Below are 23,014 nucleotides of genomic sequence, written 5' to 3'. Positions count from 1 at the left end.
GGAATTGTTCATCTTCATTTTAAATTTCATTAAAATTCAATTTGAAGTCCGGTTCGTATCTGTGAACTTACCGGATACGTACCCTGATCAATACCACGGGTACTAAGACCGTTGTTACCAACTTCTGGATCATAACCATCATACTTGGTTATGGTAAGTGGATTTTGAGCTGCCACATAAATTCTAAATTTTGTGACCCCCAATTTTTCTGTATAATCTCTTGGAACCGTATACCCTAAGGAAATATTACGTAACCTTACGAAAGTGCCATCGTCCAACCAATAATCCGTCTGTCCTCTATAATTGTTATGGGTTGCATTTCTGTTTACGGGAATGTCTGACGTGTTGTTTTGTGGTGTCCATTGGTATACCAAGTCTTGGTGGTTACCCACCTTATAAGCCAAGGCTTTATTACCGTTAATGATTTCAGCACCGAAGGATCCGTACCATTGCATAGAGAAATCAAGTGCTTTGTAATAGGCGGAAAAGTTGAAACCCATTTCAAAATCGGGAGTACCACTACCCATGTACTGACGGTCTCCAATATCTATAGTTCCATTTTTATCAAAATCAACATACTTTAAATCGCCAATTTTCGCATCAGGAACAATGGCTTGGTACGTAACCAACTCTTCCTCTGTTTTTATGGTTCCATCTGTCTTTACAAGAAAGAAAGCTCCACCTTCATAGCCTTCTGCTAAGGCCGAAACATAATCGTTGTCATTATCATGCCCAGAAATACTACTATCATCAAAATATATAATTTTGTTACTACCGCTCATTTTGGTAATAATGTTATCATTTCGAGTATAGGTGAAACCGGCGTTCCACGATAATTTACCTGAGTGGCGATAGTTCATTGCAAACTCTACCCCCTTATTGGTCATATCACCTACATTTAAAACTACTTCTGCGTTATTCCCACCCCCAGCAGTTGGAGGTAATAAAACAGGAAATAACATATCTTCTTTCTTGGTTTCGTATATATCTCCCGAAAGTGTCAACTTATTATCGAAGAAGCCCATATCAAAACCGGCATTCAAGGATACCGAAGTTTCCCAACGTACTTTTGGATTTGCAAAACCTGTCTGGCTAGCTCCTAAAAGCAAGGTTTGATTAGTTCCCGTCCCCAACACGTAATCATTATCCAATGTAATAGTTGGCGTGTATGAATAATCAGCAATACCTTGGTTACCGGTAGTTCCCCTACTTGCTCTTAACTTAAATGAAGAAACCGTATTCTTTAATGGGTCCCAGAAGTTTTCGTCAGATACATTCCATCCTGCGGAAACAGAAGGAAACACCCCCCAAGGCTCTTCTTTAAAACGAGAAGACCCATCTCTTCTAACCGCTCCGCTTAACAAATATTTTCCTTTGTAATTGTATTGCAGTCGTGCCAACATACCAATTAACGTGCTCTCGCGATTTTGAGTCCATTGATTGTTTCCTGATCCCACATTTGGATCTGATGTTGCCCCATTTAACACCGTTACATCATTAGAAGCCAAATCACTTTTCTCCGCAAAAAATTCTGAATAATTATACTTTTCCGAAGAATATACCCCTGTGAAATTGATATTGTGATCACCAAAGCTTTTCTGATAATTCAATATATTCTCCCAAGTAAACTTCTTGGCAAGAGAACTTAGGTTCCTAACTTTTGAACGTTGTGAAGTTACTTCGGTTCCATCATCCCTGTATGCCGTAAATTTAGGGTTGATTGTAATTCTAGTTCCATTATCATAACTCGTTGCTATTCTTGAAGTAAATTTCAAGTTATTGGTAAAACTGTAGGTCAGACTTAAATTTCCATCAAAATAATTGTTCTCTTGGTTATCCTCTTGTAAAAACCTATATCCCAAGTAAGATATATTGGTGGCTCCATTACCTCCTGCCCCTGCATTGTCTAAAATACTAGAACCAGGATCTATATTTGGACTGTAAGAAGTATATTTTATAGCGTCTCTCAATAAGCCCCATGGTGCATGCTCTCTATTTTCTACTCTAAAAGACAGACCTGTTGTTATATTCCATTTTCCTTTTACAAATTGCGTATTAGCCCTAACATTAAAACGATCATAACCAGAATTAATAATGACACCTTCTTGGTCAAAATAGTTACCCGTTACGTTATAGGTAAGGCCATCTTTACCACCTGAGAGCGTTAGGCTATGGTTTTGAACAGGCGCCATATCATTTTGAATAACGTTTACCAAATCTGTATTATTGGTAAGGAAATGTGGACTTTGCTCAATAGTTGTCCAAGTGTTACCATAGCTACTATTGTTCAACGCTGCACCCTGTAAAAACTGAACGTATAATTTATCCTCAACATTAAGTAGTGGCGTTGCCGAAGTAATATGTTGCAAACCATAATAACTATCTATAGCTATTTTCATCTGGCCTTCTTTACCTTTCTTGGTAGTAATTAAAATTACACCTGCGGCACCTCTAGTACCATAGATAGCAGCCGAAGCCCCATCTTTTAAAACATCTATGGTTTCTATTTCATTGATACTCAATTTTGGGTCGCCATCAAAAGGAATCCCGTCTACTACATAAAGAGGTCTATTAGCTCCATTAATAGAAGTAAGTCCACGAATCATTACATTCGCTTCCGCTCCCGGAGCCCCAGAACTTGAGGTTACGTTTACACCCGCAATCTGCCCCTGTAACGCGGCACCAATATCTGATGTTGCTGTTTTTAATAATTCTTCTGATTTCACCTGAGCTACCGCTCCTGTCAACTCCTTCTTTTTTTGTGCCCCATATCCTATGACCACTACTTCTTCTAATGCAGATACATCTTCTTGCATTATAACGTTAACGGTTTGCTTACCGCTAACCGCTATTTCCCGTTCCTTAAAACCAATATAACTGAATACTAAAATTGCATTAGATTCTGCGTTTATGGTGTACAGACCGTCAAAATCTGTAACTGTTCCGTTGTTGGTTCCTTTGACCACGACACTTACTCCTGGTAACGGCGCATCATCGGCCGATACCGTTCCACTTACTGTTTGAGATTGTGCTGCCACTGTACTAAGACAAAAGACCATGAACAACCCCAAGTGGAAAGCGTGGGATTTAAAATGAAAAATGTGTTTGAAATTCATATAATTTTCTTGTTAAATATTAAAATGACCTAATGAAAACAGCTAGTAGGACAAACCTTATTTAATACGATAGTCTTTACTTTTTTCCTACCATTAATTTCTTGCTTCATTAAATCTTAGACCTAAAATTCTACTCCTCTCGATTGGAGGCTTACACCTCCGAACTGATGAATTGATTTTTATAAAAGTTTTTTATCTGTTCAAAAGGAAATGAACACTAGGTCTTCATTGTTTTTTTTAGAAATACATCTTGAGAAATACCTTATAAGAAATAGGTGGTGCATTCTTGAGGGGCGAGTGAATTTTTCTTTTCATAAAATGAGTTGGTTTAAAATGAGTAAAGTTTGTTTATTAGATTACCAATTAAGTGTGCTATAAATTTCCATATACACTGTAATTGGTGTCCAAAATAGAGATATTGTTAATTTACTCCTAAAAAAGGCGCTTGACAAAAACTTGACAAAATCAAAATAATTGTCAACTTGACACCTTTAACCCCCTATACATATTGATTATATTAAAAGACGAAAGAAATTACAACACTACAACAAGCATCATTTTTGAAATGTTAAAATTTTATGAGTTCACCGCCTTAAAAAGCCAGATTTAGACTCCTGAAACCTAACGAACATGGTATAAAGTCCTTTTTTACGCAATCAAATGCAACGTCTACAATAACTTGAAATAATCGTATTGAAATAGAAATATGCATCTCTAATTTGAGTATAACAAATGGTTTTTCGCGGAACAAATGGTTTTTTACTCCGTGAATAGATTAATCTCTAACCTGATTTAGTGTAGCTTAGGTTTTAGTCTATCAAAAACACAATTAGAGAAAAATGTTCATAATATTCTATTCAAAGACTGTTTACTTCTATACTTAAAAATTGATTTTAAATACAAAAGCATGTTCGCCAACCGGTGTTTTTGGTAAACTTATGTGTAGACCATTTAATTTTCTTACGAACTCTAATTTTTGTGAAGTTCCAAGTAGTTCAATAGACTTAATTTTCTTTTGAAGTAATTTATTTTCCTTGCCCAAGGTTTTAATAACTGTTTCTCCAGACTTTGGCCAATCTAACTGTATGGCGTACAAAGTTTCTCCTTTTTTCGTAAACCTGATGTCCTCTGCCGTATTATCAGAGTTTTTACGTTCACTTAAATGTCCTTCAACTACCTTTGCCGGCCCTTCTCCATATACCTCCCATGGCCGTGTACCATAAATAGCCTCGCCGTTTTGATCTAGCCACTTCCCTATTTCTAAAAGACGGTCTTGCACCTCTTGCGGTATTTCTCCGTTAGCCTTAGGTGTAATATTCAATAACAAGCAACCATTTTTGCTAACAACATCTACTAAAAAATCTATAATACGATTGGCGCTTTTATAGTCAGGATTGCTAATATCGCTCCAGGCTTTCCAATCAATAGAATCATCCGTAAGCCATGGAAAATCTTTCATTTCGCTCATTCTAGCTCGCTCCACATCTAAAACCGCGGTGCCTTTTACAAAATCATAGAATTTATAAGTAGCCACTACTTCTTGATTGTTCTTTACACCATGGTTATAGTAATAGGAAAGAAACTCTTTTCTATAAGCTTCATCAATAACATCCATCTTATTATCAAACCAGACTAAATCCGGATTATAATTATCTATTACCTCCTTTAACCTAGCCAACCAATCTTCATTAAATTTTTTATCACCCACTGGGTAATAACGGTCGGAACCTTCATCAATTTCTTTGGTGCTCAATGGATACTGAAAATCTCCTTTCTTTAATTTTGGCCCATATAAATCTGCATATTGTGGATCCGCCGCATCAGTAGATTCATCCCATGTAGGAAACCATCCAAAAAGCCATTGACGGTGATATGTGGCTATAAATTTCATGTCCCGCTTTCTTATTTCTTTTGCCAATTCCCCCATTATATCCCGTTTGGGCCCCATATTTTTAGCATTCCAACGGGTGAGTTTACTATCCCACATGGCAAAACCATCTGCATGTTCGGACACTGGTCCTGCAAATTTTGCTCCGGCTTTTTCAAATAGGTCTGCCCATTCTGTTGCATCAAATTTTTCAGCCTTGAACATGGGAATAAAATCTTTGTACCCAAACTCGTTTAAGGGGCCATAGGTTTGTGTATGGTGCTCATAAAAACGTTTTCCTTGTTTATATTCCGGATTATCTGGCGAAGTATACATCCAATGAGAATACCATTCATTTTCATAGGCGGGAACGGAATAAGGCCCCCAGTGGCAATAAATACCAAATTTTGCATCACGAAACCATTCGGGTGTTTTATGGTTTTTTAAGGATTGCCAATCTGCTTCATAACTTCTCTCTTGAGCAGTACCTACACTTACTATCATCCAAACAAATACCAAAAACAACGTTCTCATAATTCTGAAATTTTCATCAACAATTAATACCTCCTAATAGAAGGTTCTCAACTTCTAAAATTAAAATTTATCGGGTATTTTTAATACAACAAATGTCTTCATTACGCAGTGTTGAGTTTATGTAAAGTTCAATTTAACGGTGAAAACTGGCCTTATTCAACATTTCTTATCCAATTATAAATGAATTATGCATCAAATAAACATTTTAAGATTATTCCTACTATCTACTATTCTTAAGCCTTCCAAGGCAGTATTTTATATGGCTTTATAATTCTAAATGTTGCCTTTTCAATAAACTTCATACAAGATAGGATACCTAGATTATTTTGATAAATAGAAGAAATTGGTTACACTTGGTGTCACCCTATCTTTCTATTTTAAATAGAATATGATTTTAAAACAAAGTTTCATTTATTATTGTGGTAAAAAATTTGGGTAGAATATTTAAAACAAAAAGGCTAATGCATCATTACTTCCTCATCGGTTTTCTGATATTTCTTGGGATTAAACTCCATTCCCAAGATTCTTCCATTCCTTTAAATATTCCTATTACAAACACAGACACGCTTACCGCCCAGCATAACGGCTACAATATAGATTCCTTAAAATTGGCGGTTTCAAAAAACCTAATCAAAGGCGATACATTAAAATCTGCATGGACGCTCTTGAGACTTATGGATGCCTATAGCCACAAGGCTCAATATGCTAAGGCCTATGAAACCGTATGGTCTGCCCTTACATTAGTTGACAATTCTGAAAATATGCTAATGAAATCTCACATTTACCGAAGATTAGGAGCCATGTACAGTTACAACAAAAGAAAAAAGGAAGCTCTTAAATATCTACAGTTGTCTCTTGATATCATGAAGCAACTAATAGAAAAAGGCAGGATGCCTAAAGCTTCATTAGCCCATAATTATTATACTTTTAGCTATACCTATAGAGGCTTAGATGATCCTGAACTAGCAAAAAAATATCTGGACAGCGCCCTTATTTATTATGGAGACGTGCCGGACAAAATTGCCCTGCCATTTATAAAGTTTGAAGAAGCTTATGTGCTAAGGGAAGAGAAAAAATATGACGAGGCCATGCAGACCCTCCAAGAAATAGAACCATGGTTCCAACAAAACTCACCATCTTATTTAGTACTTGTGTATGCGTATTGGGCCGTTATTCACCAGAAGCAAGGTAATATAGACAAGACGATTGAATATTATAAAAAGGCAATCTCAATTTCTGACAAATACCAGAGCCATATAGATTTTACTCCGTTCATCTACGAGAAAATGGCGGAAAACTATAATTTAAAAGAAGATTATGAAGAAGCGTTCCGATACTTGAACAAGGCCAGAACCTTAAATGCAAAGTTTTTTGATGGAAGAAGCCAAGATAACGTTTCCCTTATGGAAATTAAAAATGAATACCGGCTAGAAAAACAACGGCAACAGGAGGTTATTCGTCAGCAGCACTTGGAAAAATTGGAGCAACAAGATAAAATCTTATTACTACAACGCATTATTTTGGGTACTTCGCTCATATTTGTAATTATTATTGGTTTTGTTTATGTAAAACACATTCGTTCCAAACACAGAGTTGAAAAACGATTAATGCAAAAAAACAAAGCTCTGGAAATGGAGCAAGCACACCAACTACTGGAAACCAAAAATAAAGAATTGGCTGCTTCCACCCTACAATTAGTTGAAAAAGACGAGTTTTTAAAAAAGCTGAAAACAGAATTACGAGGAGAGAATGGAAATATAAAAGTTTCTGAAATTAATAGGGTATTGAAGTCTATTTCTGTGGGCAGTGCTAACAATTGGGAAGAGTTTAAATTACGGTTTACGGACGTAAATAAGCATTTCTATGAAAAACTAAATACCACCTACCCTAACCTAAGCCAAACCGATCAAAAAATTTGTGCTTTGATCAAGTTAAATCTTAGCAGTAAGGATATGGCTCGCCTTTTGGGCATTTCAACAAAATCCGTACATACTACACGACACCGTCTGCGTAAAAAAATGGGGTTACAGCGCAGCGATAATCTAGAAGAGTTAATTGCCTCATTATAAACCATTCCGTAAGTCTTAAGATACTTTAAACAAGGGTATTTCCTTCTTTCCCTAATTAAAACAAAATTTTACCCTATCTCGTTAAAAATAGCCGTTCTGAATGGCTATTTTTGCGCTTTCTTATTATTCAACCTAAAGTAGACAATCATATGAATCTTAAAATCTCTTTGTGGATTTTAATAGGGCTGCAATTTGTTATTTCTGACCTCAACGCACAAGGTCTTACGCGAGAAGAAATGCGAGATACCATGCAACGTATTCCATCGTTCACTATTCACAAGGACAATTATTTTATAACGGGCGTTCCCACGAACAACCCTATAAATAGTTCTACTGCAAATGCTAAGTACCAAATTAGCTTTAAGCAAATAATTACCCGTTCTATTTTACCTTGGGAAACCTATCTGTATTTAACCTACAGTCAAAAGGCTTTTTGGGATATTTATAAAGATTCATATCCTTTTAGGGAAATTAACTTTAACCCAACCATTGGTGTGGGTAAAGCTTTTTATGGTTCAGATGATAGGGTTAATGGCATGGCTACCCTTGTTTTTGAACACGAATCTAATGGACGAGACAGTATTTATTCTAGAAGCTGGAACCGTCTTAGCCTACAGTATTCTACTCTAGTGGGAAAGAAAACCATGTTGCATGTAAAAGGATGGTTGCCCTTTGGCTATAAAGAAGGAAATCCTAATTTATTGGATTATGTGGGACTAGGGGAAGTAAGTGTATCGCATGATTTTATTCCCGATGAACTCATATTGGAGGTCAAAGTAAGAAAAGGTCTGAACTTTGATACAAGAGGATCAATCCAAACCCGTTTGAGTTACCGCCCTTTCAAACATAACTCCAACCAATATATTATGTTTGAATGGTTTGCCGGTCATGCCGAAAACCTAATCGATTACGAACAGTATTCAAGTATGGTTCGTATTGGGTATGTAATTAAAAGTAATGAATTTGGCTTCTTGAAAGCGAAAAAATAAAAGCTGTAGCCCCATCTTTTAAAACATAAAAAAAGCCCCATTTAGGGACTTTATAACCTTAATAGTTGATAATGATTATCTAACATCTTCCAATGTTTTAATGGTTTTTAAATCTGTCATTAACCACTCTCTCTGCTTTCTAATTACTTCTGCTGCTTTAATTGGCAAATGTGTGTCTGCCAAAACTTCATTATACTCTTCTATTGCGGCTTTGTCACCACGTATGGCTTCTTCCAACATAGCTTCATCGTTGTCTCCCGAGAAGAAAGTCTTTACATCCATCCAAGCTCTGTGCATAGCTCCTGTTGCGCTCCCGTCAATATCATCTCTGGTTTTAAGGGCCGGCGCCGCTGCTTTCAATTCAACAAGAAAATTTCTTCTTTCTATGGATTTATTCTGAAAATAACTCTTAAGACCTATTCCTTCAGCATTTTCCGTCGCTTTATCATATCCTTTAATTGCATCTTCGTTTTTCTGAATTATATCGTTCAGACTATCTTCAATTTCTTTTATATCGCTATTCATATCATTTTTATTTTGCGGTAACTTTAATGCCTACCGTTTAGCATATATTCAAATTTAACGGGAAACTCTTTTCTAGATCGATCCCAAAAAATTTCATTTGAACGTTTTTAAAACTTACCTATTTCAGACTACTCTTCTACTATTACCTAGCCGAACTATACAGATATAATCTTCATTTGCCAATTTACATTCGCCCAAACGCTGCATCTCTGCCTCAGTTGCTATATATTGAAAAAAATCATTGTTACGCAAAATACCTATCTTACTCAAATCGTTAATGTTCGAAAAAAGTGTTTCACCTGTAATTTTGTCTTTGACCGTGTACTTATAGTTATAATTTTGCATAACTTAAAAATTTAATTAAAAACTAACCTGAACTTACACAGGCTCTCTCATTGCTCTTTTTAATATACAGACTGTCATGCCCCATTGAAAAGGACACCCTGCCTATTGTATAAAAAGAAATACCAAATTTCAGTTGTACTTTCGGTTTGAAGTCGCAAAAGCGTGAATATCCATATAATTGGAAATCCTACAAAACTTCTGAAATTTCTTATGAAATTATTTAATCTTATCTAGTTAATTGGACATTTTTAATAGAAAAATGAGCGCTATCAATTACAAAAAAGCTACTTCCATGAAAATGGAAGTAGCTTTTATCATAGTAATCTGTATTTTTTATGAACGGGTAACGTCTTCCATTAGAAAATCTTCAATAGGGCGGTCATGTTGCTTGTGTAGTACGGAAATATCTCCAGTGGTTTCAAAAACTACTGCTTTTACCTCAGAAAGCTCCGTTATGTTAGCCTCCCGCAATTTGGCCTGTAAATCCGATTTTGTAACTCTTCCCTTGCGTAGGTTATTTTCTAAAATAATTTCCCCGTCCATGAGTAGTAAAGGTGTATTGTCCATTACTTTTTTAACCATATCATGGCGTCTTACATAAGCTGCACCCATTTGTAAAAGATAAATTGTGATAATGCCAATGATACCATCATATAAACTCACCGTTTTGGATAGTACCGTTGTTGCAATAATAGACCCAACTGCCACGGTCATGGCAAAATCAAAACTAGACATTTTTGAGAAACTCCGTTTACCACAAATACGTGTCATTAGTATTACGGTAATATAGATACCCAAAGCTGTAATAATGATGGCACCAAAGGCATCCCAGGAAAATTTAAACCACCCACTCATAACATGTTTCTACTTTATCTATATTGTTCTTAAATACATTTTGCTTAAAAACAAAAGGTTAATTTAAATCACAGTTAATCATCCAGTTTATGCCATAGCGGTCTGTAAAACGACCAAAAAGGGCATTCCATTCCCGTTCTCTGAGTTCATGATGCACACGGCCACCTGCAGAAAGTTTATCATATAAATCTTGTGCCTCTTTTTTATCATTAAGATCTACACTTAAATGTATTTTAGTTCCTTCCGTTAGCGGTGTGTCCGGTGCAGCATCATAGGCCATAAAATTCACACCTTTACCTTTAAGCTCGGCATGCTGAAGTCTATCCCTATATGCTGAAGGAACATCTATTTTCTTATCGGCATAGGTCTGTCTGTTCTTTATTTCTGCACCAAGTACATCGGAATAGAAGTTAAGTGCTTCTTGACAATTACCATCAAATGCTAAATATGCTTGTGTTTTCATTTTACGATTCTTTTAAGTTCAATAGCAAGTTACAATCAGATAAGCAGCACTATTGATTTCATCACATTTAACCTTGACACAAATGATCAGTTTGATTAAAAAATGATTTTGACAGTCCATTCAAGCCGTTTTGAAGATGATAACGAATAAAAAAAAGGGCATCCGCTAAAAAGCAAATACCCTAGGAATCAAAAAAGCGTCTTTAAATTTTAACCTCCTATAATCTCTCCTCCATTAATATGCATGACTTGCCCTGTCATATAACTACTGTCCTCGGATGCCAAGTAAACGTATGCTGGTGCAACTTCTGAGGGTTGACCACATCTACCAAGAGGAGTATCTTCTCCAAAATCTTCAATATCATCCATAGTAGCGGGAATTAACGGTGTCCATATGGGACCGGGGGCTACTCCGTTTACCAAAATATTCTTCTCTGCTAGTTGCGAAGACAAAGCCCTTGTAAACGAGGTAATTGCCCCTTTGGTGCTTGAATAATCTACTAATACTTTATTACCTCTGTAGCTCGTTATGGACGTTGTATTAATGATTCGCGAACCTTTCTTTAAGTGAGGATATACTTGTTGGGTAAGGTATATCATGGCAACAATATTGGTGTCAAAAGTTTCTTTTAAATGGTCTAATGAAATCTCACTAAAATCTTCTTGGGTATATTGAGTGGCTGCATTATTTACCAAAATGTCTATGCCGCCATACGTATCTACAACTTTCTTAACCAAGTCATTACTAAAATCATGATTTCTAAGGTCTCCAGAAAAGGTCAAACATTTTACCCCTTCCTCCTCTACCATCTTTTTTGTGGTTTCCGCATCTTCGTTTTCGTTTAGGTACGTAATGGCAATATGGGCTCCTTCTCGTGCGTAATGAACTGCAACGGCACGACCAATACCACTATCTCCACCCGTAATCAATGCTATTTTTCCTTTTAATTTATCACTCCCTCTGTAACTAGATTTTATAGTTTCAGGTTTAGTTATCATGTTCGCTTCAAGGCCCGGTCTACCCAAGTCCTCTTTTCCTTTTTCAATCGTTGCTGTATCTGACATAATTTATCTTTTAAGATTAATTTTTATGATTGCTTATTAAAGATTCTCACTTCCTTATAACATGAAAATTCCTTCAAAAACTAAGTCGAATTTAATTATGAGATTCCACAAGAAATAGCTCAGTTACAATAAAAATTGATTCAAATACTTTTCGTTTTTCCGCTTATCACCTGATATACAATATTTATCATTTGCACTAACAATCATTTTTTTACAGCTCAAGTCTTCAGATTCCCATGAATAATTTTATGTATTGTAGAATCTTAATCAACACTATGGAATGCCTTGAACAACTTCTTAAAGTATATGTAATAAGTGAAATTCGCTATGTAGAAAGCGCTTTAAAAGAGAAAAATCCAATGATGCGTATGCTCATGGAACAATGTGCCATTGAGCGTTCAAACTTTTTGCTGGATATATGGCACGTAGCTATAAAAGAATCGGATGAAATTGAATTTTCAGAATTGTACGCGTGGCACAATCAACTGTACGGTAGAAACTACCTTAACATGATGGTCGGCACCAGTCTAAATATTGACTTGTTAGATAGAAAAGCTCTAGAAATTTGTCATGTTATGATACAATTGGATCTCCACCAAAAGTTAAACTGCCTATTAATAGAACAGGCTACAAAAATAGAAGCAAGTATTCTGGCCAAAGCTCATTTCAGGACAATGGATTAATGTTAAAAATTACTCCCCAACAATTTTCAATTAAATGCACTAAAAAAATGGAATCCAAAAAAACATCCAAAAAACTAACTACAAGCAAAGACGAACAACTTGAGAAGTTTTCTGTAGACTACACCGGTAAACCGTTAACTACCAGACAAGGATTAAAAGTCAATGACACCAACAACTCTTTAAAAGCAGGTGCACGAGGCGCTACGTTACTTGAGGATTTCATGTTGCGTGAAAAAATTCACAATTTTGACCACGAAAGAATCCCAGAGCGTATCGTTCATGCCAGAGGAAGTGGAGCTCACGGTTATTTTGAACTTTACGATAGCATTGAAGAATACTCAAAAGCAGGTATTTTTACGGATACATCTAGAAAAACACCAGTGTTTGTTCGCTTTTCTACAGTGGCAGGGTCTAAAGGTTCTACGGATTTAGCGCGAGATGTTCGTGGCTTTGCCGTAAAATTTTACACAGATGAAGGTACATGGGATCTAGTGGGAAACAACATGCCTATCTTCTTTATTCAAGATGCGATGAAATTTCCAGATTTGATTCACTCGGTAAAGCCAGAACCTCATCAAGAAATTCCGCAAGCAGCATCTGCTCATGACACATTTTATGATTTTGTATCGTTAACTCCAGAAACGCTTCACAACCAAATATGGTTAATGAGTGACCGTGCCATACCACGTAGCTTTCGTATGATGGAAGGGTTTAGTATCCACACTTTCCGTTTGATCAATAAAGAAGGAAAAGCCCATTTCGTAAAATTCCACTGGAAACCTAAACTGGGTGTACATTCCGTAACATGGGATGAAGCCGTAAAAATTAGCGGAGCGGATTCTGATTTTCATAGGAGAGATTTATGGGATGCCATTGAAGCGGGGCAGTACCCGGAATGGGAACTGGGACTTCAAATTGTACCTGAAGAAGACGAGCATAAATATGACTTTGACCTTCTTGATCCTACAAAACTGATTCCCGAAGAGATGGTGCCTGTAAAAGTCGTGGGTAAAATGGTTCTGAACAGAAACCCTGAAAATTTCTTCGCAGAAACGGAACAGGTTGCCTTTATGCCCGGAAGTATCGTACCTGGTATAGATTTTACGAATGATCCTTTGTTACAAGGCAGGCTGTTCTCATACCGAGACACCCAACTTTCAAGACTGGGCTCTCATAATTTTCATCAAATTCCAATAAATAGACCTGTGGCCGAAGCACAGAACAATCAGCGTGACGGTCATATGCAAACCGAGATACCAAAGGGCAGAACGGCATATTTTCCTAATTCAATCAGTGGAGGATGCCCATACCTTTCTACGGTTGCCGAGGGCGGTTTTGAGTCGTATCAAGAGCGAATAGACGCTAAAAAAATTAGGGCTCGTAGTGAGAGTTTTAATGATCATTTCTCTCAGCCAGCACTATTCTATAGAAGTCTTGCCGATTGGGAAAAAGAACATGTTGCCGGAGCCTATACCTTTGAATTGGGCAAATGCGAATTCAAGCATATAAAAGAACGTATGCTCTACCTCATTGACCAGATTGATTCTGATTTGGCTAAAAAGGTAGCTACAAACTTGGGTATTGAAGTTCCTTCTTCGGTTGATATGCCATTAAACCAAGCTATAGGAGCGGATGCGAATGTGGAAGAACAACAACCAGGCGAGAAAAAAATATATCTGGACGAGTCCCCAAAATTGAGTCAGGCCAACACTAATTTTAACTCCATCGCCACGCGACAAATAGCTGTTCTTGTTGCGGATGGATTCCATATGGGTATTTTCAAGAAAGTGAAAGAAGAACTTGAAAAAGAAGGCGCTATGGTAAAATTGGTTGCTGCACATGGAGGAACGGTGAAATGTGATAAGGATAAGGACCATAAAGTAGATGCAGCTATAGCAACTACGGAAAGTGTCCTTTTTGATGCGGTCTACATTCCTGGAGGAAAAAAATCTATTGAAACCCTAATGGCACAGGCCAAATTTACCAAATTCGTTAACGAAGCCTATAAACATTGTAAGGCCATTGCTGTAGATGGAGAAGCAGAAGAGTTTTTAAAAAGTACAGCGGTTATGGATATTTCAGATGACGACGCTCTATTTGTGAACGGTAAGCCAGAAGCTTTTATCAAAGCAATAGCGCAGCACCGTAACTGGAAAAGAAGAGAGAAAGCGGAGAATATACCCGCTTAATTATAAAACTTAAACGATACTATTATGAGCAATGAATATGCAAAACATGAGTCGAATTATATTAAAGAATATGAAAAACTAGGATATACAGACTCCTACCGCTTTGTTGACGGAAAACTAAAGAGCACCAAGACGAATAAAGCCTTTGAGGCTAGCGATATTACCATAGTCAAAGAACATAGATATGAAGGTATGAGCAACCCTTCGGACATGTCTTTACTCTACGTGATGGAAACAAGTGACGGTAGCAAAGGAACATTGTTGGCCGGTTACGGCCCAAGTGCCAATGCAGACCTGTATGAGTTTTTAGAAAACGTTCCAGAAGAGCAGGTAAAAGATAAAGATTTACTTCCCCCGAATGCAGTATAATTTTTGAGTTATACTACTAAAAAACCAGAAGCTAAGCTTCTGGTTTTTTTTATGATTTTTAAATAGTTAATCTAATTTTGAAAACTGAAATGTTTTTATTTCAATGGAAGCTTCATCCAGTTTCTGGTTGAAATGCTTTTCATTTTTAAATTTAAGTTCCTTTAATACACGAGTATCTACGGATAAACTAAAATGGTTTTCCCTAAAGGGCCAAGGTTTTACCGTAAAAGTGTTGTCCTTTGCCTTGTGAATAAAGTACCGTTCGTCATGAATCGATTTATTTATTTCCAGCTTTCTGCCTAAAGTTGGTGTTTCATCCTGACACAGAATAAGCGAGAGTCTATCTGAAAAAAGCATAATTTTGTAGAGTTCCTCTGTTCCCGTTACATTAACACCGTGCAATGCAATAGCATTTTTACGATAACGTCTTAGTTCCGTCAAAAACACCTTAAAGTCGCCGATTTCTTCTAGTTTATCCGAGTATAAAAATTCAAGATGGTAGATAAGCAACATAGCCGACCAGCTAGATTTTTTCAAGACTTTTTGAAAAACGGATTTAGCATGAATCAACATCTTTTCCAGGGGCACTTTGTGAGTTACAAAATCCATCGCCATGCCAAAATCAGAAATATTGTTTTTAGTTTCATTGGTCAATTGCTCATCATCGTGCTCAATGATAGCGGTGAGTGTCTCCATCCAATGATTTTGATACGGACGGTTCTTTAGTTGATTCGCAATTTTAGCCGAAAGTAAGCCGTGCGCAGGATGCGATATAACCTCCATACCCTTTTCTAAAAAATTGATAATCATATGGTTTAAATGTTAAGTCTTTTAAAATCCTATTAAAATTAAAGGGCTGTAAGCAATTCAGTTGATTTTAAAATAATTAGGATTAATGCAATCGCTTAAAGCGTATTTAGATTCTGTAATTGGGGTAAAATTTAGAGCAATTACGTTCCTTGCAAAACCATCACCTCTTTAAATTTGATGAAAATTAAGATTTATGAGGTCTCCCAAAATATCAAAAAAGAGAAAAGTGATTAGAAAAATCGCTAAAGAAAATACATTGAATTTACGAGCCAAGAAGCTAAGTAGACAAATTCGAGAATTAAAGAGAACGTTTGAAAACAATTTTGAACAGTACCCCTCGGAAAAATTTGAGATGGTACGTGATTTTAATATCAAATTAGTTCGTGCTAAATCTAGTTTAAAACGTATTTCAAAAATAATCGTGAAGAATAGAAGACACGCCCGTCAGATGTTGATTCGTGTTGCTAAAGAAATTCAAACATTAAAAGATACTAGTAAACAACTTTCTAAATCCTAAAAGAGTAGTACTCCTCTTTTAGGATTTTATACATGCATAGGCACACTTATCAAAGGTAATTTCAATAGAAAAAACTCTAAGACAGAAGCACTTATGAAAATGGTTTAGATATTAATGCAAACCGTGTGCGGACACAAAAACAGTTGTTTTTGTTTCTAAATACTAGATTTATCCCTATATTTGACATGCAAATATTTCAACCCCAATAAATTATATTTAGAGGAAATTGAGGTTGACTACTACACTATAAACTAATTTATTGAAAACGATTAAAGATATTGCCGAAGAAGCCAAGGTTTCAACAGGCACGGTAGACAGGGTTATTCACAAGCGCCCTGGAGTATCTCCAAAGACCAGGGAAAAAGTTCAGAAATTACTTGATAAGTATGATTTTGAAAGGAACATACTTGCGAGCACTTTAGCTTTTAAAAAGAAATATAGGATTGCCACTCTTATACCTTCTGTCGTTTCTAAAAATCAGTTTTGGTACGGCCCACATTTAGGCATGAAATCTGCCGCAAAGGAGATTCAAAAATATGGCGTAGAGACACATCGTTTTTTCTTTGATCAATATAATTTAAAATCCTACAAACAGGCCCTTGATAAAATTCTTGCCTTAAAGCCAAACGGCATTGTCTTTGCTCCATTCTTTTACAACACCTCATTAGCTTTTGTAGATAAATTAAAAGAAGAGGAAATTCCTTGTGTGTTCATAAATATTGATTTAGACACCCCTAATAAACTTACGTATATAGGTCAAAATGCACTTCAAAGCGGAAATTTATGTGGTAAGATGATGAACCTTATAACCAAACCTGAAGAACCTATTGCTATACTAACTTCTCAAAAAAATGTGGGTAGGCATTTGGCTATTGAAACCAGAATAAAAGGTTTTCTTAATTACTTTTCCGATAACGTAAAGGATAAGCAAATTAAAAAAATAATCATTGATGACTTTGACACGGATATGATTGAAAAAGCACTTTCTAAAGAATTGAAAAGCGATAAACAAATTGCCGGTATATTCGTTCCCTCCAGTGCTATTTTTATGATTGCAAATTTTCTTGAAAGTAGAGGTTTAAATAATATACGTACTATTGGCTACGATACTCATTTAGATAATCTTGAATATATTAGAAAAGGAAGTATTGACTTTGCCATAGACCAAAACCCTTTTGAACAAGGTTATATGGGACTAAAAATACTCACTGAGTATTTATTATTGAATAAAACACCAAAACCTAAGTACAGCTCCGCCATTAATATGGTCACGAAAGAAAATGTAGACTATTTTGACGTAGCTGATACTATTGAATACGCCGTATAGATTAACCTATTGCGTTGCATTTTACGCACAGACCAACCATGAAAAAACTACTTCTATTAACGCTGTTCTGTGTAGTTTGCATAGGCAATGCCCAGCACTCGGTTGCCAGGCAATGGAATGAGGTTTTACTGGATGCCATTAGAGTAGATTATGCTAGGCCAACGGTGCATGCGCGTAATCTATACCACAGTTCCGTGGTCATGTATGATGCCTGGGCTTTATTTGATAGCTCTGCCCAATCCGTTTTTTTAGGTCAAACCTATGGCGGTTATGAGTGTACGTACAACGGAATTCTACAACCCGATAATGTTGATGCCGCTCGACGAGAAATCATTAGCTATGCTTTGTTCAGGTTGTTAACACATCGATTTTCTACTTCTCCAGGAGCCTTTACCACTTTAAAAAACATAGAAGATCTATTCTTGTCTTTTGGATACGATCCAGAATTTACATCTACAGATTACAGTAGTGGCTCATACGCCGCACTAGGAAATTATTTAGGCAATGAAATGATTGCTTTTGGCAGACAGGATGGTTCCAATGAAGATTTTGAATATGGAAACCAGCTTTACAACCCTACTAATCCTGCTTTGGTTCTTGCCGAATATCAAGATATAACGGATATAGACCCAAATCACTGGCAGCCCTTATCTTTTGACCTCTTTATAGATCAATCCGGAAATTCCGTTCCTGTTTCCATACCCGACTTTCTAGGGCCAGAATGGGGTGCCGTGGTGCCTTTTGCCCTAGAGGAAGCTGACCTGCAAATAAAGAATAATGGTTTTGACTCACACCTTTATTTTGAAACTGAAGATCCACCACAAATAGAGGATTCAAGAGCAGATGGCATTAATGATCCTTACAAATGGAACTTCACATTGGTAGCTGCATGGTCTGCGCATTTAGACCCGGAAGACGATACTGAAATAGACATCTCTCCAGCAAGTTTAGGAAATGTAGATATTGACACCTACCCTACTACGTTTGAGAAGTTCCAAAATTTCTATAATCTTATGGAGGGCGGAGATACTAGTCAGGGTTGGGACCTCAACCCTTATACAGACCAACCTTACGAACCTCAACTGGTAAAACGCTCCGATTATACACGGGTTCTAGCTGAATTCTGGGCAGATGGTCCCGATTCGGAAACACCACCAGGACATTGGTTCACTATTTTAAACTATGTAAGCGACCATCCTATGGTTTCTAAAAAATTCAAAGGAGAAGGTGCAACCATGACAAATATGGAATGGGATGTAAAATGCTATTTAGCCCTTGGTGGAGCCATGCACGATTCTGCCATTGCTACATGGGCCATAAAAGGTTATTATGACTATGTAAGACCTATCTCGGCCATTAGATATATGTGCGGTAAAGGACAAAGTAGCGATTCTTCGTTACCTAGTTTTGACCCACACGGCATTCCGTTAATCCCGGGGTTAATTGAACTTATTGAAGAAGGTGATGCACTTGCTGGTGCGATGGGCGAGTCCGTAGGAGAAGTTAAGATTAAAGCATGGCGCGGACCAGACTTCATAAACGACCCAGAAACCGATGTTGCCGGTGTTGGATGGATTTTAGGAACCCACTGGTGGCCTTACCAGAGAGGAACTTTTGTTACACCTCCGTTTGCCGGATATGTTTCCGGACATTCCACTTTTTCCAGAGCTGCAGCAGAAGTTATGACGTTATTAACAGGAGATGCTTTTTTTCCCGGAGGCATGGGAACTTTTGATATTACTGCCAACGAATTTCTAGTTTTTGAAAATGGCCCATCCGAAGACATTACGTTGCAATGGGCAACCTATAGAGATGCATCTGATCAAACCAGCCTATCAAGAATTTGGGGTGGCATTCACCCTCCCATAGATGATATACCAGGACGTATAATAGGTGATGAAATTGGCAAACAAGCATTCACTAAAGCGGAAAGTCTTTTTGGTGACCCCATATCTTCCCAACAAACCAATGACAATTCGGTGCTTTACCCTATTCCATTTCAACAAGAAATGAATCTAGTAACAGACCTACAGGGTTCATGTACAGTTCAAATCTATAGTATAAACGGAGAACTAACCCATACAGAAACCGTTGATCTAAACGAAAAATCGAAAATAGATACTTCAGCAATTTCCTCTGGGGTTTATATTTTGGTTATCAAAAATGCGGAAGGAACTACAGTTCACCGTCAAAAGGTAATTAGACGATAGTTCTTCTCCTATTCACCAAATTAAATACTATAAAAAAGGTCCGCATGACATTGTCATACGGACCAATTAACTAACAAAAAAACAAAATGTATTTAGCTTGCCCTTTACTGGGTATAGCACTTATAATTTAGGCTCCCAACCTTGGGCATATTCCCGTTTCCAATTGGCCATAGCCTTTTCATTATTCAAGATTTTACCGGTAGCCTGATCAATCTTTAAGGTTTCTCCTGCATCCTGAGCCATATTGCCCAAGTGGCACAACATAGTTGAAATACTAGCGTCTTGTATATCCGAATGAAGTGATTTATCCGTTCTTATCGCATCAAAGAAGTTCCCTACATGATTTACATCTAACTGCCCCTGCCCCATGGTATTGGTTGTTGCACTGGCCGCTCCTTCTTTTTCTTCCTTTAAAAGGTTTCCGTCTAAATCAAACAACTTATAAAAGTTTCGGTCTAACTGAATAATACCTTTACTACCGTAAATGGTAGCACCACGACCGGGTTGGCTAGGTAATATTTTTCCGCGGCTATGCCCCGTCCATGTAATGAATTTATCATCTTTATATTTATACGTAACCTGCTGGTTATCTACAAACTCCCAGTCGTCATCATATGCATATTTACCACCAAAAGAAGTTACACTTTCCGGCAGGTCCACACCCAATGCCCAACGGCATATATCAATTTCATGCGTACCATTATTATGTACCTCTCCTGTACCCCAAGTTTTGAACCAATGCCAATTGTAAGGGTGCACATTATCTCTATACTTCTCCCGTGGTGCTGGCCCTTGCCACATATCCCAGTCTAATGTACCCGGAACGGCAATTTCAGTGCCTTTGCCAATGGACCCACGATTATTACTGTAGTACGCCTCTCCTTTGTACACCTCACCTATAACTCCGTCCCTAATATCTTTTACCCCCATTATAGAGGTCTGTGCCGAACGTTGTTGGTTACCCATCTGTACTTTTTTACCGTACTTCTTATGCGCTGCAACCAGCAAATCGTTCTCATAAGGGTTGTGGCTACACGGTTTTTCTACATATACATGTTTTCCTGCCTGCAAAGCCATAATAGCCATAGGTGCATGCCAATGTTCTGGCGTAGCAATGAAAACAGCATCCACATCTTTATCTTCTAGAACTTTTCTAAAATCCTTTTCGTTCTTTGGTATGTAACCAATATTTTCTTGACACCATAAATTGTGCTCCTCTAAAATAGTATCATCTACATCACAACTATAAATGATTTTAGCATTTTGCTGCTCATGAATAGCCATTACATGTGCCTTAGCTCTACTACGAACACCAATAATAGCACAGTTTATATGATCATTTGCACCCAAAATATTAGCATGCGCCATAGAAGGTAAAATAAGACCGCTAAACGATAGAGCCATTGAACCTGTTGCTGTTTTCTTTATGAAATTTCTTCTACTCGTCATTACTTATCTTCTTTTGGTGTTTTTATCTGAATGTTTTTGAAGCTAACTCTATCTCCGTGGTCCTGTAATAAAATCTGACCTCTCTCTAGCTCTCCAAAACTTGGCCATTTGGCATATTTACTTTCGGAAACTAATTTTTTGTAGTCATCGCTCTTACGTTCATACTCCAATACTTTAGCTCCGTTCAAATAATGCTCTACATGATTTCCTTTAGAAACAATGTGTGCTGTGTTCCATTCGCCAATTGCTTTGATTGGTTTTTTAGGGTCTGCTTTGATTAAATCATAAAGTGAAGAAACGGTACGGCTACCTTCGTGATTACCTTTTTTAGCATCTGGGTGTTTGGCATCATCCAAAATTTGATATTCTAAACCAATTGAAGACCCTTCTCCTTTATTAATTTCTGTGTCTACATAGTACTTAATTCCACTATTTGCACCTTCCGTTAATTTAAAATCTAACTTCAGTTCAAAATCACTATAGTTTTCTGTGGTAACGATATCGCCCCCTGCAGCAGATTCTGCTCCACCAGAAGACAAAACCGTAAGAATACCATCCTTTATTTCCCAACCTTTATCTGGGAAACTTTCCAACTTGGCACCTTTCCAACCTTCTGTAGTAGCTCCATCCCAAAGTAATTCCCAACCTTGGTCCTTTTCATTTCTCGTTAACTGATTAGCCATATTAATTGCTGGCAACGGGCTCTTCTGAGAATATTTTGGTAAATCGTCTGTTATAATTTTAATATTCTTCCAAACAATTTCGGTTCCTGGTGTTTTATCTTTTCCTATTGAATGTACCTGCAAACCAATAAAACCACTGTCTGTTTGAGTATCTATTAAATGTGATGCCGGCAATCCATTAATCCAGGTTTTTAGTGTGTCGCCAATAGCTTCTATACGATAATGATTCCAATCGTTTTGCTTGAAAGCTTCTTTGGCTTTTGTGTTATCATCAGCAAGAGGGTGCAACCAACCTCTACGTGCCTCATCATAAATACCGGCACTCCACGCACGGTCAGATGGGTCTATTTCTACTTGGTAACCATGAATTCTTCCGTTCATGTAATATGGAAAACTATTGCTACGAATCTGAATACCGGAATTCATGGACGGATCCACCTTATAATCTAATTCCAAGATAAAATCACCATACATTTTATCTGATGTCATAAAAGAATTAGGCGTATTGCTAACCGTTGTTCCCACAATGGTATTATCCCTAACTTCATAAATGGCCTCTCCTCCTTTTTGAGTCCAGCCCGTTAAAGTTTCTCCGTCAAAAAGTTCGGTCCAGGGTAAGGTTTCCTTTTTCTGAGCCTCACAGCCTATAAAAAGACTTGATGCCATTAACAACAGTGCACTATTATATCCAAAGGTCTTTAGTTTGTTCAGTTTTAAGTACTTCATTTTAATAATTTAAATTGTTTTGATATTGATGATTTTAGAAAAATGCGTGACTTATTTAGCCAAACACATTTCTTATATTCCTGCCTAACTCTAAACGAGTTCCATTGTAATTTCTCTATTAGTACCAATAAATCGTGTGTATAAAGTCAAAATTAGCTGGATATTCATTTTTACAGTTAGATAAACTTTTACGAATGTAATTTTCTGTCCCCAAATAACCTAGT

The 23,014-nt window shown here is 37.0% G+C and carries 18 protein-coding genes; 8 read left to right on the top strand and 10 right to left on the bottom strand.

All coding sequences use genetic code 11. The features are described 5' to 3' along the window. Positions 1–29: 29 nt before the first annotated feature. Positions 30–3,116 (bottom strand): SusC/RagA family TonB-linked outer membrane protein, encoded by a 3,087-nt coding sequence (locus tag IWC72_RS13420; RefSeq protein WP_194530096.1) that lies wholly within the window; start codon positions 3,114–3,116, stop codon positions 30–32. Positions 3,117–3,996: 880 nt separating this feature from the next. Further along, positions 3,997–5,517 carry an alpha-L-fucosidase gene (locus IWC72_RS13415; RefSeq protein ID WP_226979564.1) on the bottom strand — a complete coding sequence of 507 codons (1,521 nt, stop codon included), beginning with the start codon at positions 5,515–5,517 and terminating at the stop codon, positions 3,997–3,999. A 461-nt stretch (positions 5,518–5,978) separates the two neighbouring features. Between IWC72_RS13415 and IWC72_RS13410 the strand changes: the two genes are divergently transcribed. Then, positions 5,979–7,586, top strand: a complete 1,608-nt coding sequence (locus IWC72_RS13410) for a tetratricopeptide repeat protein (RefSeq protein ID WP_194530095.1) — start codon at positions 5,979–5,981, stop codon at positions 7,584–7,586. Positions 7,587–7,735: 149 nt separating this feature from the next. Beyond that, on the top strand, positions 7,736–8,575 hold the full coding sequence (locus IWC72_RS13405) for a phospholipase A (protein WP_194526672.1): 840 nt from the start codon (positions 7,736–7,738) through the stop codon (positions 8,573–8,575). A gap of 75 nt (positions 8,576–8,650) precedes the next feature. Here the strand turns inward: IWC72_RS13405 and IWC72_RS13400 are convergent, their stop codons facing one another. The 5 genes from IWC72_RS13400 to IWC72_RS13380 all read right to left on the bottom strand — a co-directional run bounded on the left by IWC72_RS13400 (position 8,651) and on the right by IWC72_RS13380 (position 11,827). Continuing rightward, positions 8,651–9,100, bottom strand: coding sequence for a ferritin-like domain-containing protein (locus tag IWC72_RS13400; protein ID WP_194526671.1), 450 nt, complete (start codon positions 9,098–9,100; stop codon positions 8,651–8,653). Positions 9,101–9,223: 123 nt separating this feature from the next. Then, on the bottom strand, positions 9,224–9,445 hold the full coding sequence (locus tag IWC72_RS13395; RefSeq protein WP_194530094.1) for a hypothetical protein: 222 nt from the start codon (positions 9,443–9,445) through the stop codon (positions 9,224–9,226). A 333-nt stretch (positions 9,446–9,778) separates the two neighbouring features. After that, the gene (locus IWC72_RS13390; RefSeq protein ID WP_194526669.1) at positions 9,779–10,300 is read right to left on the bottom strand and encodes a DUF421 domain-containing protein; all 522 of its coding nucleotides are present in this window, start codon (positions 10,298–10,300) and stop codon (positions 9,779–9,781) included. 58 nt (positions 10,301–10,358) lie between these two features. Then, positions 10,359–10,763, bottom strand: coding sequence for a VOC family protein (locus IWC72_RS13385; protein ID WP_194526668.1), 405 nt, complete (start codon positions 10,761–10,763; stop codon positions 10,359–10,361). 209 nt (positions 10,764–10,972) lie between these two features. Beyond that, complete coding sequence (locus IWC72_RS13380) at positions 10,973–11,827, bottom strand: SDR family oxidoreductase (protein WP_194530093.1); 855 nt, start codon at positions 11,825–11,827, stop codon at positions 10,973–10,975. Positions 11,828–12,102: 275 nt separating this feature from the next. Between IWC72_RS13380 and IWC72_RS13375 the strand changes: the two genes are divergently transcribed. Genes IWC72_RS13375 through IWC72_RS13365 form a run of 3 tightly spaced genes read left to right on the top strand, consistent with a single transcriptional unit; the run spans position 12,103 to position 15,068 of the window. Beyond that, positions 12,103–12,510, top strand: a complete 408-nt coding sequence (locus IWC72_RS13375) for a hypothetical protein (protein WP_194526667.1) — start codon at positions 12,103–12,105, stop codon at positions 12,508–12,510. A gap of 47 nt (positions 12,511–12,557) precedes the next feature. Beyond that, positions 12,558–14,699, top strand: a complete 2,142-nt coding sequence (locus IWC72_RS13370; RefSeq protein ID WP_194530092.1) for a catalase — start codon at positions 12,558–12,560, stop codon at positions 14,697–14,699. A gap of 24 nt (positions 14,700–14,723) precedes the next feature. After that, on the top strand, positions 14,724–15,068 hold the full coding sequence (locus IWC72_RS13365; RefSeq protein ID WP_194526665.1) for a hypothetical protein: 345 nt from the start codon (positions 14,724–14,726) through the stop codon (positions 15,066–15,068). Positions 15,069–15,134: 66 nt separating this feature from the next. Here IWC72_RS13365 and IWC72_RS13360 read toward each other — a convergent pair whose 3' ends face one another. Further along, the gene (locus tag IWC72_RS13360; protein ID WP_194530091.1) at positions 15,135–15,878 is read right to left on the bottom strand and encodes a DUF3891 family protein; all 744 of its coding nucleotides are present in this window, start codon (positions 15,876–15,878) and stop codon (positions 15,135–15,137) included. A 226-nt stretch (positions 15,879–16,104) separates the two neighbouring features. Here IWC72_RS13360 and IWC72_RS13355 point away from each other — a divergent pair, with 226 nt between their 5' ends. The 3 genes from IWC72_RS13355 to IWC72_RS13345 all read left to right on the top strand — a co-directional run bounded on the left by IWC72_RS13355 (position 16,105) and on the right by IWC72_RS13345 (position 19,932). Further along, positions 16,105–16,395 (top strand): hypothetical protein, encoded by a 291-nt coding sequence (locus IWC72_RS13355; RefSeq protein ID WP_194526663.1) that lies wholly within the window; start codon positions 16,105–16,107, stop codon positions 16,393–16,395. 259 nt (positions 16,396–16,654) lie between these two features. After that, positions 16,655–17,722 (top strand): LacI family DNA-binding transcriptional regulator, encoded by a 1,068-nt coding sequence (locus IWC72_RS13350; protein ID WP_194530090.1) that lies wholly within the window; start codon positions 16,655–16,657, stop codon positions 17,720–17,722. A 38-nt stretch (positions 17,723–17,760) separates the two neighbouring features. Further along, positions 17,761–19,932 (top strand): T9SS type A sorting domain-containing protein, encoded by a 2,172-nt coding sequence (locus IWC72_RS13345; RefSeq protein ID WP_194530089.1) that lies wholly within the window; start codon positions 17,761–17,763, stop codon positions 19,930–19,932. A gap of 120 nt (positions 19,933–20,052) precedes the next feature. Here the strand turns inward: IWC72_RS13345 and IWC72_RS13340 are convergent, their stop codons facing one another. Continuing rightward, on the bottom strand, positions 20,053–21,381 hold the full coding sequence (locus tag IWC72_RS13340; RefSeq protein WP_194526660.1) for a Gfo/Idh/MocA family protein: 1,329 nt from the start codon (positions 21,379–21,381) through the stop codon (positions 20,053–20,055). Next, the gene (locus IWC72_RS13335; RefSeq protein ID WP_194530088.1) at positions 21,381–22,790 is read right to left on the bottom strand and encodes a 3-keto-disaccharide hydrolase; all 1,410 of its coding nucleotides are present in this window, start codon (positions 22,788–22,790) and stop codon (positions 21,381–21,383) included. Before IWC72_RS13335 ends, IWC72_RS13340 begins: the two co-directional genes overlap by 1 nt. Between the last annotated feature and the right edge of the window lie 224 nt (positions 22,791–23,014).

The organism is Zobellia roscoffensis, assembly GCF_015330165.1.
In the GTDB taxonomy this organism is placed as follows: domain Bacteria; phylum Bacteroidota; class Bacteroidia; order Flavobacteriales; family Flavobacteriaceae; genus Zobellia; species Zobellia roscoffensis.
The sequence above is the reverse complement of the archived record's forward strand: the minus strand, read 5'-3'. Positions and strand labels throughout refer to the sequence as shown.